Here is a 14,211-nt window from a genome sequence, read left to right as displayed (position 1 = left end):
TCATCCGATGGGCCCACCCATGACCGGCAGCACAATCCCGTTGACGTACGACGACATGACAGGAGACGCAAGGAACACGAATGCGGGAGCGAGCTCTTCGGGTTGTGCCGGCCGCCCCATCGCACTGTCCTTGCCGAATTTGGCCACTTCCTTCGCCGGCTTGTCAGCCGGGTTGAAAGGTGTCCACACCGGTCCGGGCGCTACTGCATTCACGCGGATGCCGCGCGTTAACAAATTCGTGGCCAGCGCCTTGGTGAATGCGTGCACCGCGCCCTTGGTCGCGGAGTAGTCGATCAGTTTCGGGCTGCCGAACAAGCCGGTGACGGAGCCACAATTGACGATCGATGCACCTTCCTTCATGTGCGGCAGCACCGCGCGCGCCATGTACAAGTAGCCGGCGACATTGGTTTGCAAAGTCTCCTGAATGTGCGCGTCGGTCAGGTCTTCGAGTTTGTCGCCATGGAGTTGGAAACCTGCGTTGTTGACCAAAACATCAATGCTGCCGAAGGCTTTCTTGGCTTTGGCAACAGCCCTCTTGCAGAACGCGGAATCACGCACGTCGCCGGGAATGCACAGGGCCTTTCTACCCTCGCCTTCCACCCAGCGTGCGCTTTCCGCCGCATCCTCGTGTTCGTTGAGATAAACGATCGCGACGTTGGCGCCTTCACGCGCAAACAGTACCGCCACAGCTCTACCGATACCGGAATCTCCACCCGTCACGATCGCATTCAAACCATTCAACTTGCCGCTTCCTACATAGTCAGGGGCATCAAAGCGGGGCGCTAGCGCCAGCGCCGCTTCTCGACCCGGCTTTTTCAAATGTTGCTCGGGCATTCGCACGGGCTGCTTTCGCAAACCCGCCTGAACGGGCTTCTTCGACGGCGTCGAACTTTTCTGCGTCGCATCTTTTGAGTCCACGTCCCGCTGCAGCGCCCGCTGTCTCGAGACCGTTCTAGCCGCGCTTTGCTTGTTGCCCGTTTCAGCGTTTTTTTTTTCGCGCGACCATGAAATGCCCTCTTCCGCGTCACCCGTCTGATTTACCGATTCTTCTCCGGTGCATCAATTGAAGATGTGAAGATTTCATTCTCAATTCATTTTTCTTCTTGAATGAAGCACTAACGGCTGACAGATCGCGACATCAAATGCATTCCGCGATCTGCATGCTCTTCGATATGAACGCCACTTCTATTCAAACAGAGACGCCGGAGGAGTCACAGGCCACCGAAGGTCTGCGTATTACCAAGTACACGGCAGAAGGCGAAGCCAATGGTATTGCGCTTGATGAACTTTTCCCCTGTGAGAATCGTGACGAATTATTCTGGATCGACGTGATGTCGGACAGCTTTTTGGACGATATCCGCAGTCGTCTCAACATCCCGCACCTACCCTTCGAAAGCGCACTGTCACCGGGCAGTAACCCCACTGTCGGAGTTGATAGCGATTACGCGTGGTGTCGGGTGGCCATCTCACAACATTCGGGCAACCTGAAATTTGATGGCATCCTGCTCGATATCTTCGCCGGACCTGGCTACGTTCTCACCCGGCACCATAAGCCTGTGCCCTTCATCGACGACCTGAGAAATCGCGAGCATGGCCATTCGCGCTTGGGTGAGCTCGGCTCGTTAACCTTCATGGGTTCGTTGCTTCACTGGGTGCTGGAATCCTATTTCGATGCTGTGACGGTATTTGAAGCTGCGCTGGACCGCATTGAAGCGGACATCCTCGAAGACAGGCACGATGAGGATTCGGTGCGACTGGCAACGATGCGCAAGACGGCGGCACGATTGCGTAGGATGCTCGCTTCTCATCGAATCGTTTTCTCGAGTCTTTCCCGACCCGACTTCATGCCAGATGCATCCAAATCCGTTTCCCGTCTCTTCAATGCATTGGAGCAGCAATTCCAGAATGCAATAGATGCCGTTGAAGGAACCCGTGAACTCGTGATCGGCACGTTGGAAGTACTGACCAATCGCATTGCGCTTCGCACCAACAGAAGTTTGCGACTCATTTCATTTGCTGCCGGAACTTTCGGCTTCATGTCCGTGGTCGTTGGCGCGATGGGAATGAATTTTCAAACTTCGTTTTTCGAGACGGAGGACAAAGGCTTCTTCATCACCATTGGAACGATGCTGGCGGTTTCGTCGTGCGTGCTATTGGTAGGTGCACGGCGCAAGTGGTTCTGAAAGCATCATGAGCCGGGCCTTTCTGTATGTGTTGGCGGTGGCAGGTCCGGAAGACCTGTTAAAAATCGGTTTAACGCATGATCCGTTGAAACGCTGGTCTTCCTTTCATGCGCGTTGGTTCGAGGAATTTGATATTGACCACAGCCAACTCGTCGAGACCGAGACCCGAAAGGATGCACAAGCGCTGGAAACCCGATTGCATCGCCTGCTTCGCGATCATGCTTGCCCGATGCCATTGACGTTATCCATTGCCGCCGGCGGTCGAACAGAGTGGTTCAGGGGTGCCAACGCCATCGCAGCCGAGGCTGTGGATATGTTGAATTCCCAGGGTTTCACCACCCACAGTTCCGCCCGTGCTGTCATTGAGGAACGAATGACTTCGGAACTTGATCACCTATTCGGCCTTATATCGCGTGGCCATGCCCAGCATCTGGACGGGATGCTCAGCCGAGATGCGCTGAACCGACTACGCAACGTGGTGGACGCACATCGTGCATTCGGCGTCAATGTCGAACGAACCGTTCCGCGCGAAATGCTCGTGACGCTCGGTCTATGACCATGTGATTTTTACGTTACCGCAACTCCGGGTGTGTTACTGCTTGGTTGACCGGAAAGCATCCGGTGTCACAGGAGCGTGTTATGCCACGCGGAGACAAATCAAGCTATACGGATAAACAGAAGCGCCAAGCTGCGCATATTGAAAAAAGTGAGCGCGACGCAGGAAAGAGCGAGAAAATCGCAGAACGAATCGCTTGGGCAACCGTGAACAAGCAGGATGGCGGCGGCAAGAAGTCGTCTTCAAGAAAGTCTCACTGACCGAGCGCTTGAAACGACGCGTCTGCATATGACGTATTCACGGAATGCGGGAATCGCGTTGACCAAAATCGGCGGAGTGAGAACCGCGGTCCATGTCAGAGGGGAAAAAGGTATGTCCCGTGCATGAAGACGCCAACTTCCCGGTTCTGTCCAGCCTTTGAAGCCCAAGCAATCCGCATTCTTTCTGACCACGCTCAAAGCATTGCTGGACACGCTCGAGGTGAATGCATTGGTCATCACAGGAGTAGCTACCGATGCTTGTGTACTTTGCACCGCATTGATAGTGATCAAAAGGACCTCATCCAGAAAGGCATTGATGAGAAGTCCTACGCTTTGATCTCTGATGACATTGCCTTTCGGCTGTTGAACGCGAATACGGGAAATTCCTTATCGCCACGAAAACAAAACCCCCGGATTTCTCCGAGGGTTTTTCAAACTTGACAGAGGCTGCCATCGAATTTTGGTCGGGGTAGCCGGATTCGAACCGACGACCACCAGTCCCCCAGACTGGTGCGCTACCAGGCTGCGCTATACCCCGAAAAGGACGCTCATTATAGCGGTTAACGCGACAAAAGATCGAGGATCGCCTCGAGCTCCGCACGAATCGCGAAATAGCTGTCGCTACCGCCGGCGGCCACAGCGGAGGTTTTGTTGGCCTCGCCGTCAATTCGCAGACGGGCGCCACCGATGGTGTAGCCCTGTTCGTACAGCAGACCGCGGATCTGGCGCACCATCACCACGTCGGTGCGTTGGTAGTAACGGCGATTGCCGCGACGCTTCACCGGTTTCAGTGACGGAAACTCCGTTTCCCAATAGCGCAAGACGTGCGGCTTGACGTCGCACAATTCGCTGACCTCGCCGATGGTGAAATACCGCTTAGCCGGAATCGGCGGAAGTTCTTTGTTGCTGCCCGGATCAAGCACGTGCTTCCACCCTTTCCTTCAGCTTTTGGCCGGGCTTGAAGGTGACTACAGTGCGTGCGCTGATTGGAATTTCCTCGCCGGTTTTCGGATTACGACCCGGGCGTTGGTTCTTGCGGCGCAGATCGAAATTGCCGAAACCGGACAACTTCACTTGACGGCCCTCGGCCAAGGCTTCACTCACGGCATCAAAGAACGAATCGACAAACTCTTTCGACTCGCGCTTGTTGAGCCCGACCTGCTCATTGATGTGGTCGGCGAGTTCCGCTTTGGTTAGTGCCATCTCTACCCCCCTCAGGATCTGATCACGGCGCCGAAGTCATGAGACAACCGTTCAGTTACGGCTTGCATCACGTCATTGGCAACTTGATCAGTCAGAGTGCGCGAATTGTCTTGAAGAATCAAGCCCATGGCGAGACTTTTTGATCCCTCTTCGATGCCCTTCCCACTATAGCGGTCGAACAACAGCAAAGACTTCAACGACTCGCCTGCGGCTGCACGCACGGCTTCGGAAATTTTCGCCCATGAGACGTCTTCGCCCACGACAAACGCGAGGTCGCGACGCACGGCCGGGAATTTCGACAAGGTCTCCGCACGCGGCACCTTGCGTTGCACCAACGCATTCACGTCGAGCTCAAACGCGAACACAGGGGTATCCACATCGAGTTGTTTTTGCAGACGCGGATGCAACTGTCCAACCCAACCGATCTTCTTACCGTCGCGCAAGACATCGGCGGAACGACCCGGATGTGCGTGCGCAGGTGCGGAAGCGACAAATTCCAAGGTGCATTGCGCCATGGCGGCGAGCGCTTCCACTTCACCCTTGATGTCGAAGATATCGAATGCGCGCGCACCGGACGCCCATTGCTCGGCCATCGCATCCCCGGTCGCCACTGCGGCGAAATGCGCGTTTTCGATCGGCGCGTCGTTGCCATTTGCGTGGAAGACGTTGCCGAGTTCGAACAGACGCACGCGGTTTTGCTGCCTTGCCACGTTGTAGGCCAAAGTTTGCGCGAGCCCCGGCAACAATCCGGTGCGCATGATGCCCAATTCGGCGCTCAGCGGGTTGGCAAGCGCGACGTGGTTGTCGGCCAGACCCCAACGTTCCAACAGTGGCAAATCGACGAAGGCAAAACACAGCGCTTCCTGCCAGTCACGCGCCACCATGTGCGCACGCAGCGCTTGCGCCGTGATCCGCGTTTCGGTCGGCGCATGGATATGTGCGCCGGCTGCCGGCAAGGTGGTGGGAATGCGGTCGTAGCCGTGAATGCGCGCGACTTCTTCGATCAGGTCATCTTCAATCGCAATATCGAAACGTCGGCTCGGCGGCGTGGCAAGCCAACCGTCTGCCGTCGTTTCCACCGTCATGCCTAGGGCGCTCAGAATCCGTTCCACATCCGCGCTCGGCACTTGCACGCCCAGGACTCGGTCCAGACGTGCACGACGCAGGCTGACTGCGCTGCGTTGCGGCAGGTGAACGTCAAGGGTTTCAACAACCACCGGACCTGGCTTGCCGCCCGCATGATCCATGATCAATTGCGTGGCGCGTTCGATGGCAATGGCCGGCAAGTGGGGATCGACACCGCGTTCAAAGCGGTGCGAGGCATCGGTGTGCAAACCAAATCGACGAGATTTGCCGATAATGGCTTCCGGCGCGAAATGTGCCGCTTCAAGAAACACGTTGCGCGTCGCGTCAGTAACGCGCGTATCCGCGCCACCCATGATGCCCGCCAGCGCAACCGGCCGGTCGGCATCGGTAATCACCAAGAGGTCGTCATCGAGCGCGGCCTCGCGACCGTCAAGCAATTTGACTTGTTCGCCCTTGCGCGCCAGCCGTACACCGACCGGACCTTTCAACAAGTCTCGGTCGAAGGCGTGCATGGGTTGACCCAAATCGAGCATCACATACTGAGTGACGTCGACCAAGAAGCTCACCGGTCGGATACCGCTGCGACGCAGGCGCTCGGCCAGCCACAAGGGCGTGATCGCGTCTGGATCGACACCTTCAATCACGCGACCGGCATAGCGCGGCGCCGCGGCGCCCGCCTCGAGTTTGACTTGCAGCGTGCTGTCGATCGCCGGCCCGACTTGCGCTTGGACTTCTTGGGACAGGTGCACGCCATTGGCGGCCGCGATATCCGCGGCGATGCCTTGCACGCAGAAGCAATCGGCCCGGTTGGGCGTGAGACCGAGTTCGATGACACGATCGGGCAAACCGAGGTAGTCAACCAAGGCGGCACCGACAGGCGCATCACCCGGTAACTCCAGCAGGCCCGATGCATCGGCATCCAAACCGAGTTCTTTTGCAGAGCAGAGCATGCCGTTGGATTCAACACCCCGAAGTTTCGCCGGTTTGATTTTCAACTCACCGATTTGCGCGCCCACCATCGCCAGCGGGGCTTTCAAACCCTGGCGTGCGTTGGGTGCGCCGCAGACGATCTGCAGCGTGCCGTGCTCACCGGCATCCACTTTGCAGATTTGCAAGCGGTCGGCTTCGGGATGACGCGCACAGGCCACAATCTGTCCGACCACGACATGATCAAGACCCACGCCGAGGGTCTCGCTGCCTTCGACTTCAAGGCCGATCATGGTGAGCTGGTGTTCGAGTTGTTCGCTGGCCGGCAAGTCCGGCACAAGTTCGCGCAACCAATTTTCAGAGAATTTCATGCTCGGACTCCTTACGCGAATTGGCGCAGGAAGCGCACGTCATTTTCAAAGAAGGCGCGAAGATCGGTCACGCCATAGCGCAACATCGCCAAACGCTCGACGCCCATACCAAAGGCAAAACCGGTGTATTTCTCAGGATCGATCCCGGCACTCTGCAACACGTTCGGGTGAACCATGCCGCAGCCGAGCACTTCGAGCCAACGCGATTCGCCGTTCTCGAGTTCCCATTTGATCACCACGTCAGCACCCGGTTCGACGAACGGGAAGTACGTGGGCTTGAACAGCATTTCAAAATCGCGCTCGAAGAAGCTGCGCAAGAATGCGGCAATGGTGCCCTTCAAGTCGGCGAAGTTCGCGTGTTCGTCAATCAGCAAGCCTTCCACTTGGTGGAACATGGGCGAATGGGTCTGATCGCTGTCGCTGCGGTAGACCTTGCCCGGCGCAATCATGCGTAACGGCGGCTGTTGGTCTTTCATGTAACGGATCTGCACACCCGAGGTATGGGTTCGCAGCAAACGACCGTCACCGAAATAGAAAGTGTCGTGCATGGCGCGCGCCGGATGGTGCGGCGGAAAATTCAATGCTTCGAAGTTGTGCCAGTCGTCTTCGATTTCGGGGCCTTCGGCGACGTCATAGCCCATGCGCGCGAAGATATCGATGATGCGGTCCAAGGCGCGCGTCAGCGGATGTGCACCGCCACGCTCTGCCTGACGCCCCGGCAAGGTCATGTCGACGCGTTCGGCCCTGACCTTCGCATCTTCCGCGGCCTGGTCGAGCAGTTGCTTGCGTGCGTTGAGGGCATCTTGCACCTCGGTGCGAACGGCATTCAACGCTTCGCCTGCGAGCTTGCGCGCATCGGGGGCCAAGGTACCCAGGGTTTTCAGTTGCGCGGTGATGCTGCCGCTCTTGCCGAACAGCCCGACACGCAGGGCTTCGATGGCCTCCGGCGTGTCTGCAGCCGCGATGTCCGCAAGCGCGGTTTGTTTCAAGGATTCGTTGTCGGTCATGACAGCAATTTACCGTGTTTAGTAGGCGAGCCGCAGGTCGCACAAATGAAAATGGGGGAGGACTCGCGCCCTCCCCCATCGGGTTTCACTCGACAATCCGTTCGCGCACGCAACGCGAAGGAAAGTTCGGCGTTGGCTTACGCGCGGCCGCCCAACAGTTCGTCTTGCAATGCCTTCAATTCGTCCATCTTGCCTTCGGCAGCGAGTGCTGCTTGTTGCGGCCAGGTGGTCGGATCGTGCGAAGCAAATTGGCTGCCGGCTTCGTCGAGGATTTCGCGGAGCTTGGCGGCATCGGTGCCGGCCAATTCTGCGAAGGTCGAGATGCCTGCGGCGTTGAACACTTCAGCGATCTTCGGGCCGATGCCTTCAATCACTTTCAGGTCGTCCTTGGCGGACTTGGCGGCAGCTTTCTTCGGTGCGGCTTCAGCCTTCGGCGCGGCAGCCTTCTTGGCAGCGGCTTTCTTGGCCGGTGCTTTTTCGGCGGCAGCCGGTGCGGCGTCGGTTTTGGTCTTCGACTTGTAGGTCGGGCGAACCGGTTCCATCACGTATTGCGGCACATTGGCCGGACGCGTGATTTCGATGTTCAATGCCTTGCCTGCAGCTTCAGCGAGATCGCCGAAACCTTTCAAGTCGTGCACGGCGATATCCGACAAGACCTTGCGGTCAAGGGTGATGCCGGCCTTTAGCAGACCGTTCATGAAGCGGCTGTAGGACAGACCGTACATGCGGGATGCGGCGTTGATACGCGCAATCCACAGCGAACGGAACTGACGCTTCTTGAGCTTGCGGCCGATGTAGGCGTATTGCTGGGCCTTGATGACGGCCTGCTTGGCTACGCGGAAAACCTTGCGGCGGGCGTTGTAATAACCCTTCGCGCGGTTCAGAACTTTTTTGTGACGGCGACGTGCGATGACGCCACGCTTAACTCGTGCCATGGTTCAGGTCCTCAGAGGTAGGGAAGCATACGGTCCAAACGGCCTGCATCTTCTGCACGAACGTGGTTCGTTTGACGCAGATTGCGCTTCCGCTTGGTGGCTTTCTTGGTGAGGATGTGGCTGCGGTTTGCGTGTCCGCACTTGTATTTGCCGCTTGCGGTCTTGCGAAAACGCTTCGCCGCCCCGCGGTGGGTTTTGATCTTCGGCATGTTTTTATCCTTGTGATCTTCAGACTGACCGGGCGGAGGTCGAAACCTCGCTTTCCATCCATGCCCAAGCCGGTTAATAGGCCGTGGCTGCGCCTGAGAGGGGCGAAACGCACGACGGGTCCACTTCCCCCGCATTCACGGGGTCGCCAAGTATGGCTTATTTTGGGGGTTTGCGCAAGGTGAGTTGGGAAGAGCGGAAGAGCGCCTCACCCGCCCCCTGCGGGGGCACCCTCTCCATCAAAGATGGAGAGGGGACTGCTTTTCCTTCTCCACGCAGTGGAGAAGGTGGCGCGAAGCGCCGGATGAGGCCGCTTTTGCTTACTTCTTCTTCGGCGCAATCATCATGACCATCTGCCGGCCTTCCAGGCGCGGACGCGATTCGATCACGATGTCTTCGCCAAGATCCGCTTCGATCCGCTTGGCCATTTCAACGCCCAGATCCTGATGGCTCATTTCGCGGCCACGGAAACGGATGTTGACTTTCACTTTGTCGCCTTCTTCAAGGAAGCGGCGCATGTTGCGCAGCTTGATCTGATAGTCGCCTTCGTCGGTGACGGGACGGAACTTCAGTTCCTTGATTTCTTGCTGCTTGGTTTTCTTCTTGGCTTCGTTCGCCTTCTTTTGCAGATCGAACTTGAACTTGCCGAAGTCCATGATCTTGCAAACCGGCGGATCAGCGTTGGGTTGGATTTCGACAAGGTCGAGACCCTCATCTTCCGCTGCCCGAAGTGCTTCATCGCGTGACAACACGCCAATCATTTCTCCGTCACTGCCAATCACGCGCACGCGGGGAACGCGGATTTCTCCGTTACGGCGGTTTTGTTTGTTGTCGTTGGTACTGATGCTGCAATCTCCGTTGGGTTTCAAGACCGGGGCACGTTTTTCATCGGCCCCGGGTTCGGACACCATTATGCCGGAATGTGCTCCGCTGCGAGGCGTTCGGCAAACGATTCAATCGGCATGCTGCCGAGGTCTTCGCCGGCTCGGGTCCGGACCGCCACCATGCCCTGCTCCTTCTCACGGTCGCCCACCACCAATTGATAGGGGATGCGCTGCATGGCGTGTTCGCGGATTTTGTAGCCGATTTTCTCGTTGCGCAGGTCGGTCTCGACACGGAAGCCCTTGCCGGCAAGTGCCTGGGCAACGTCGCGGACGTAGTCGGCTTGGGCGTCGGTGATGTTCATGACAACGGCCTGAACAGGCGCCAACCATGCCGGGAAATGACCCGCATGGTGCTCAATCAGAATGCCGATGAAGCGCTCCATGGACCCGACGATCGCGCGGTGCAGCATGACCGGGTGCTTCCGCTGGCTGTTTTCGTCAACGTATTCGGCGCCCAGACGGCCCGGCATCATGAAGTCCACCTGCATGGTGCCCAGCTGCCACGTGCGGCCGATCGCGTCCTTCAAGTGGTATTCGATCTTGGGACCATAAAACGCCCCTTCGCCCGGAAGCTCTTCCCATTCCACACCGGCGCCGCCAAGTGCGCTACGCAGGGCATCTTCGGCCTTGTCCCAGGTGGCATCGTCGCCCAGACGCGATTCCGGACGCAAGGCGATCTTGATTTGGATATCGCTGAAGCCGAAATCGGCATAGACCTTAAGCGCTTGCTGGTGGAATGCCGCCACTTCTTGTTCGATTTGCGCTTCGGTGCAGAAGATATGGCCATCGTCCTGGGTGAAACCGCGCACGCGCAAGATGCCGTGCAACGCACCCGACGGTTCGTTGCGATGGCAGGCGCCGAACTCGCCGTAACGGATCGGCAAGTCACGGTAGCTATGCAAGCCTTGATTGAAGACTTGCACGTGACCCGGACAGTTCATCGGCTTGAGCGCATAGGTGCGCTTTTCCGATTCGGTGAAAAACATGTTGTCCTGATAGTTGTCCCAGTGGCCGGACTTTTGCCACAACGACACATCGAGAATTTGCGGGCAACGCACTTCGCCATAGCCGGTGTCGACATAGACCTTGCGCATGTATTGCTCGACCACCTGCCAAATGCGCCAGCCCTTCGGATGCCAGAACACCAGACCGGGGCCTTCTTCTTGAAGATGGAAGAGATCTTGCGCCTTGCCGATCTTGCGGTGATCGCGCTTCTCGGCTTCTTCCAATTGCGTGAGGTAGGCCTTGAGATCTTTGTCATTCAACCAGGCCGTCCCGTAGATGCGGGACAGCATCGCGTTGTTGTGATCACCGCGCCAATAGGCACCGGCCACTTTCATCAACTTGAAAGCGCGCAGTTTGTCGGTGTTCGGCACGTGCGGGCCGCGGCACAAATCGGTAAATCCGCCTTGCTTGTACAGCGAGAGCGGTTCGTCCGACGGAATCGATTCGATGATTTGCGCCTTGTACTCTTCGCCCATGTCGCGGAAGAATTTCGTCGCTTCATCACGCGCCATGACACTGCGTTCGACCGGCAGCGACTCCTTCACGATTTTTTGCATTTCGGCTTCAATGGCCGGCAAGTCTTCCGGGGTGAACGGGCGTTCGAAGGCGAAGTCGTAATAGAAGCCGTTGTCGATCACCGGACCGATGGTGACCTGCGCCGTGGGGAACAAGCGTTGCACCGCCTGGGCCAACAAGTGCGCGCTGGAATGGCGCAGGACTTCAAGGGCGTCGGGGTGCTTGTCGGTGACGATTTCCAGCGCTGCGTCTTGGTCAATGCGATGGCTGGTATCGACCAGCTTGCCGTCCACTTTTCCGGCCAAAGCGGCCTTGGCAAGACCGGCACCGATGGACGCGGCAATTTCGCCGACAGTGACAGGGTTTTCGAATTCGCGGCGGCTGCCGTCCGGGAGCGTGATATTGATCATGGGTCTGTGTAGGTTGCGGGCACAAAAAAAGACGCCGAGGCGCCTTATCGATGGGTTCGATAGCGTCGGCAGATTCAGGCGTGGCGGATGGTAGTACTCATGTCACACACTCGGCCGGCTTGCGCGGGCCACCTCTTCAACGGGGTTGATGTGCCTATCGTCGCGCGCATGGATAAATAGGTCAAGCCCGAGGCTTGACGCGGCCGATTGGCATGGGCATAATTCCCAGCTCACAGCGCGCCCGTAGCTCAGTTGGATAGAGCACCAGGCTACGAACTTGGGGGTCGGGCGTTCGAATCGCTCCGGGCGCGCCATTAAAGAAACCAGCCGATTGGCTGGTTTTTTTATGTCTGGAATGCGCTTAAGAGCGCCTCATCCGGCGCTTTGCGCCACCTTCTCCACTTTGTGGAGAAGGGAGAGCTGTGCTTCTACACGCAGTGGAGAAGGGAAAATCATTGGCGGTAGAGGGCGTTGGATTCTATGAAGTCGGCGACTTTGGGGTCGACCCCGGTTTGCCAGGCGCCGCCTTGCGCGATGCGTGCGCGGATTTCGCTTGAGGAATGCGGGAAGACCGGTTGGTTCATCATGAACACGCTGCCGGCGGCGGCTTGATGCAATTCCTCCGGTGTTTGCACGATGCGTTCGCTCGCGGCCTCATGCAATTCCGTTGGCCAGGTATTGGCCTGCAAGACATTGCCCGGACGTTCCGCCACAACAAAGTGCGCAAGGCCGAACAGCGCGCGCCATTCTTTCCACGTGGGCAATGACAGAAAGCTGTCTGCGCCGATCAACAGGGCGACGGGGAGGTCGAATCCGATCTCTTCGCGAAGTTCGACCAAGGTGTCGAAGGTCCACGACGGGGTATCGCGCATCGCTTCGCGCGCGTCCACGCGCAAGCCTCGGATTCCCGCGATCGCCAAATCGCACATGGCCACACGTTGTGCGGCGCTCGCAAGCGTGGGCCCTTTATGCGGCGGATCACCCGCCGGTAACAACGCGACCTCTGCGGCCAGCACGTCACGGGCATGTTTCGCCACCGCGATGTGACCGGCATGCACGGGGTCGAAGGTACCGCCGTACAGCACGCGCAAACTCAAGCGTGCGCCCTCAACAATCCATGCGCACGCGGCTCGGCCACGGCGAGCAAGACGCGTTCCAGCAACAACCAAGGATCGTCACCCGCTCTGCCTTTGCCGGCACGATCCAAACGTCCGATTTCCGCCAGCAATCCTTGCCATTTGGCCGCGGGATAACGCGCAAGCGCGCGCTTGTATTGCGCCTGCTTCGAATCCCAGATGCGGTGAACTTTGAATTCCTGCGACATGTTGCCGCCGCGCGCCTGCGTGATCGCGAGTGCGGTCAGGCGCTGAACTTCCATGATCACCATGCCGAGCAAGGCTTGAATCGCCGTCCCTTCCGCTTGCAGGCCGGCCACCATGCGCGACACCATCGGCGCATCGCCGTTCAACGCGCTATCCAACAAACGAAAGACATCGAAACGCGCGGCATCGGCGACAAATGTCTCCATCCCCGCTTCATCGATCATGTCACCGCCGGCAAGCAATGCAAGCTTGTCAATCTCTTGTGCGGCAGCCAACAAATTGCCCTCGGTACGCAGGGCCAGTTGTTCGATGGCCGCTTGCGTGGCTTGGACTTTCCGGCTGCGCATGCGCGCGCGGATCCAATCGGGAAACTCGTGGGGCTTTACCGGCCATGCAATCGAGACCACGCCGACGCGGCCAATGGCGTCGCTCCACTTCCCCGCATGTTTGTTGCTCCATTCGTTGGCAAGCACCAACAAGGTGGTGCCGGGCGGCGGATTGGCGCAGAAGGCTTCGATCATCGCCGCGCCCTCTTTGCCCGGCTTGCCCGTCGGCACCGTCACTTCAACCAATTTCGTTGAACTGAACAGCCCCATCGCGCTGGTGGCATTCTCGACAAACTGCCAATCGAAATCTTTCGGCGACGAGTCGAACACATCGCGACCGTCCACACCGGCCGCACGTGCCGCCGCGCGAATCGCGTCAGCGGCTTCCATAACTTTGAGGAATTCAGCACCCGCGATCAAATAGGCGGGTTTGAGCGTCTGTGCGGTGACTGACGCAGCCAGTTGTTCGGGCTTTTGTTCCACGGTTACTGCGGTGCGGCTTCCACCGCACGCGCACGCTTGGACACCGTATCGATACGACGCAAGATCGTCGCAGACATTTCACGGCGAAGCTCCTTGGCCAACAAGTCGCGTTCGCTGCTGCGCCCTATGGCATCCGCAGGCGGCGCCACGTAGTCACGCGACAGTTCGACGACTTGTTGCGGAATGATTTCCTTGTCCAGCGTGTCACGCATGCTGAACACGACGGCGTATTTCAAGCTGAATTCCAGCGCACGGCCTTGTTGATCGATCGCAATCGGAATGTCGCCCCAACGCTCGGAATGGATTTCCAAGGTGGAGACACCGGTGGTCAGGCTCGGATCGGCCGGCATGGCACCGGCGCGTGTCATCGCCTCGGAAAGCGATTCTGCCAGCGGGCTGTACGGATCGCTCGAGACCACGCGCAGCGGACCCAAATCTTCCGGCAAGACCATCGCGCCGCGCGGATGAAAGCCGCAGCCGGCCAAGACAACGAAGCAAACGAGGATCAGCAACTTACGAATCATGTGCAC

General features: G+C 58.2%; 15 protein-coding genes, 2 tRNA genes and 2 pseudogenes. 5 read left to right on the top strand and 14 right to left on the bottom strand.

Annotation, left to right across the window (positions count from 1 at the left end; translation table 11 throughout):
- A complete protein-coding gene (locus H8L67_RS03765; RefSeq protein WP_220380723.1) occupies nucleotides 1–1,011 on the bottom strand; it encodes an SDR family oxidoreductase in 1,011 nt (336 codons plus the stop codon).
- Nucleotides 1,012–1,142: 131 nt separating this feature from the next.
- Here H8L67_RS03765 and H8L67_RS03760 point away from each other — a divergent pair, with 131 nt between their 5' ends.
- From H8L67_RS03760 to H8L67_RS03745, 4 genes and pseudogenes are all read left to right on the top strand, one after another.
- Nucleotides 1,143–2,183, top strand: a complete 1,041-nt coding sequence (locus tag H8L67_RS03760; RefSeq protein ID WP_220380429.1) for a magnesium transporter CorA family protein — start codon at nucleotides 1,143–1,145, stop codon at nucleotides 2,181–2,183.
- A 7-nt stretch (nucleotides 2,184–2,190) separates the two neighbouring features.
- Nucleotides 2,191–2,739, top strand: a complete 549-nt coding sequence (locus H8L67_RS03755) for a GIY-YIG nuclease family protein (RefSeq protein WP_220380428.1) — start codon at nucleotides 2,191–2,193, stop codon at nucleotides 2,737–2,739.
- An 83-nt stretch (nucleotides 2,740–2,822) separates the two neighbouring features.
- Nucleotides 2,823–2,990 (top strand): annotated as a pseudogene (locus tag H8L67_RS03750) (HupB); the annotation flags it as partial.
- Nucleotides 2,991–3,156: 166 nt separating this feature from the next.
- Nucleotides 3,157–3,336 carry an isochorismatase family protein gene (locus H8L67_RS03745; RefSeq protein WP_220380426.1) on the top strand — a complete coding sequence of 60 codons (180 nt, stop codon included), beginning with the start codon at nucleotides 3,157–3,159 and terminating at the stop codon, nucleotides 3,334–3,336.
- Between the two features lie 124 nt (nucleotides 3,337–3,460).
- Here H8L67_RS03745 and H8L67_RS03740 read toward each other — a convergent pair.
- The 10 genes and pseudogenes from H8L67_RS03740 to thrS all read right to left on the bottom strand — a co-directional run bounded on the left by H8L67_RS03740 (nucleotide 3,461) and on the right by thrS (nucleotide 11,550).
- A tRNA-Pro gene (locus tag H8L67_RS03740) sits at nucleotides 3,461–3,537 on the bottom strand.
- 22 nt (nucleotides 3,538–3,559) lie between these two features.
- Nucleotides 3,560–3,922 (bottom strand): MerR family transcriptional regulator, encoded by a 363-nt coding sequence (locus H8L67_RS03735; RefSeq protein ID WP_220380425.1) that lies wholly within the window; start codon nucleotides 3,920–3,922, stop codon nucleotides 3,560–3,562.
- Nucleotides 3,915–4,202, bottom strand: coding sequence for an integration host factor subunit alpha (locus H8L67_RS03730; RefSeq protein ID WP_220380424.1), 288 nt, complete (start codon nucleotides 4,200–4,202; stop codon nucleotides 3,915–3,917). Before H8L67_RS03730 ends, H8L67_RS03735 begins: the two co-directional genes overlap by 8 nt.
- Before the next feature lie 11 nt (nucleotides 4,203–4,213).
- Nucleotides 4,214–6,586 (bottom strand): phenylalanine--tRNA ligase subunit beta, encoded by a 2,373-nt coding sequence (gene pheT, locus H8L67_RS03725; RefSeq protein WP_220380423.1) that lies wholly within the window; start codon nucleotides 6,584–6,586, stop codon nucleotides 4,214–4,216.
- Between the two features lie 11 nt (nucleotides 6,587–6,597).
- Nucleotides 6,598–7,593, bottom strand: a complete 996-nt coding sequence (gene pheS / locus H8L67_RS03720) for a phenylalanine--tRNA ligase subunit alpha (RefSeq protein WP_220380422.1) — start codon at nucleotides 7,591–7,593, stop codon at nucleotides 6,598–6,600.
- A 137-nt stretch (nucleotides 7,594–7,730) separates the two neighbouring features.
- Nucleotides 7,731–8,135: a DUF4332 domain-containing protein gene (locus H8L67_RS10410; RefSeq protein WP_343222350.1), complete on the bottom strand. Its 405-nt coding sequence runs from the start codon at nucleotides 8,133–8,135 to the stop codon at nucleotides 7,731–7,733.
- 42 nt (nucleotides 8,136–8,177) lie between these two features.
- Nucleotides 8,178–8,528 (bottom strand): annotated as a pseudogene (rplT, locus tag H8L67_RS03715) (50S ribosomal protein L20); the annotation flags it as partial.
- A gap of 11 nt (nucleotides 8,529–8,539) precedes the next feature.
- Nucleotides 8,540–8,737 (bottom strand): 50S ribosomal protein L35, encoded by a 198-nt coding sequence (rpmI, locus tag H8L67_RS03710; RefSeq protein ID WP_166295503.1) that lies wholly within the window; start codon nucleotides 8,735–8,737, stop codon nucleotides 8,540–8,542.
- A 318-nt stretch (nucleotides 8,738–9,055) separates the two neighbouring features.
- The gene (gene infC / locus H8L67_RS03705; RefSeq protein WP_220380421.1) at nucleotides 9,056–9,646 is read right to left on the bottom strand and encodes a translation initiation factor IF-3; all 591 of its coding nucleotides are present in this window, start codon (nucleotides 9,644–9,646) and stop codon (nucleotides 9,056–9,058) included.
- Nucleotides 9,646–11,550, bottom strand: a complete 1,905-nt coding sequence (thrS, locus tag H8L67_RS03700) for a threonine--tRNA ligase (RefSeq protein WP_220380420.1) — start codon at nucleotides 11,548–11,550, stop codon at nucleotides 9,646–9,648. Before thrS ends, infC begins: the two co-directional genes overlap by 1 nt.
- A gap of 237 nt (nucleotides 11,551–11,787) precedes the next feature.
- On the opposite strand from thrS, the gene H8L67_RS03695 reads away from it, so the two are divergent.
- A tRNA-Arg gene (locus tag H8L67_RS03695) sits at nucleotides 11,788–11,864 on the top strand.
- Between the two features lie 138 nt (nucleotides 11,865–12,002).
- Here the strand turns inward: H8L67_RS03695 and nadD are convergent.
- Genes nadD through H8L67_RS03680 form a run of 3 tightly spaced genes read right to left on the bottom strand, consistent with a single transcriptional unit; the run spans nucleotide 12,003 to nucleotide 14,205 of the window.
- Nucleotides 12,003–12,647 (bottom strand): nicotinate-nucleotide adenylyltransferase, encoded by a 645-nt coding sequence (nadD, locus tag H8L67_RS03690; protein ID WP_220380419.1) that lies wholly within the window; start codon nucleotides 12,645–12,647, stop codon nucleotides 12,003–12,005.
- Complete coding sequence (gene holA, locus H8L67_RS03685; RefSeq protein ID WP_220380418.1) at nucleotides 12,644–13,681, bottom strand: DNA polymerase III subunit delta; 1,038 nt, start codon at nucleotides 13,679–13,681, stop codon at nucleotides 12,644–12,646. The genes nadD and holA overlap by 4 nt, the downstream gene beginning before the upstream one ends.
- A gap of 2 nt (nucleotides 13,682–13,683) precedes the next feature.
- Nucleotides 13,684–14,205 carry an LPS-assembly lipoprotein LptE gene (locus tag H8L67_RS03680; protein WP_220380417.1) on the bottom strand — a complete coding sequence of 174 codons (522 nt, stop codon included), beginning with the start codon at nucleotides 14,203–14,205 and terminating at the stop codon, nucleotides 13,684–13,686.
- Between the last annotated feature and the right edge of the window lie 6 nt (nucleotides 14,206–14,211).

The sequence above is a fragment of the Lysobacter soyae genome (assembly GCF_019551435.1).
Classification (GTDB): Bacteria; Pseudomonadota; Gammaproteobacteria; order Xanthomonadales; family Xanthomonadaceae; genus Solilutibacter; species Solilutibacter soyae.
The sequence above is the reverse complement of the archived record's forward strand: the minus strand, read 5'-3'. Positions and strand labels throughout refer to the sequence as shown.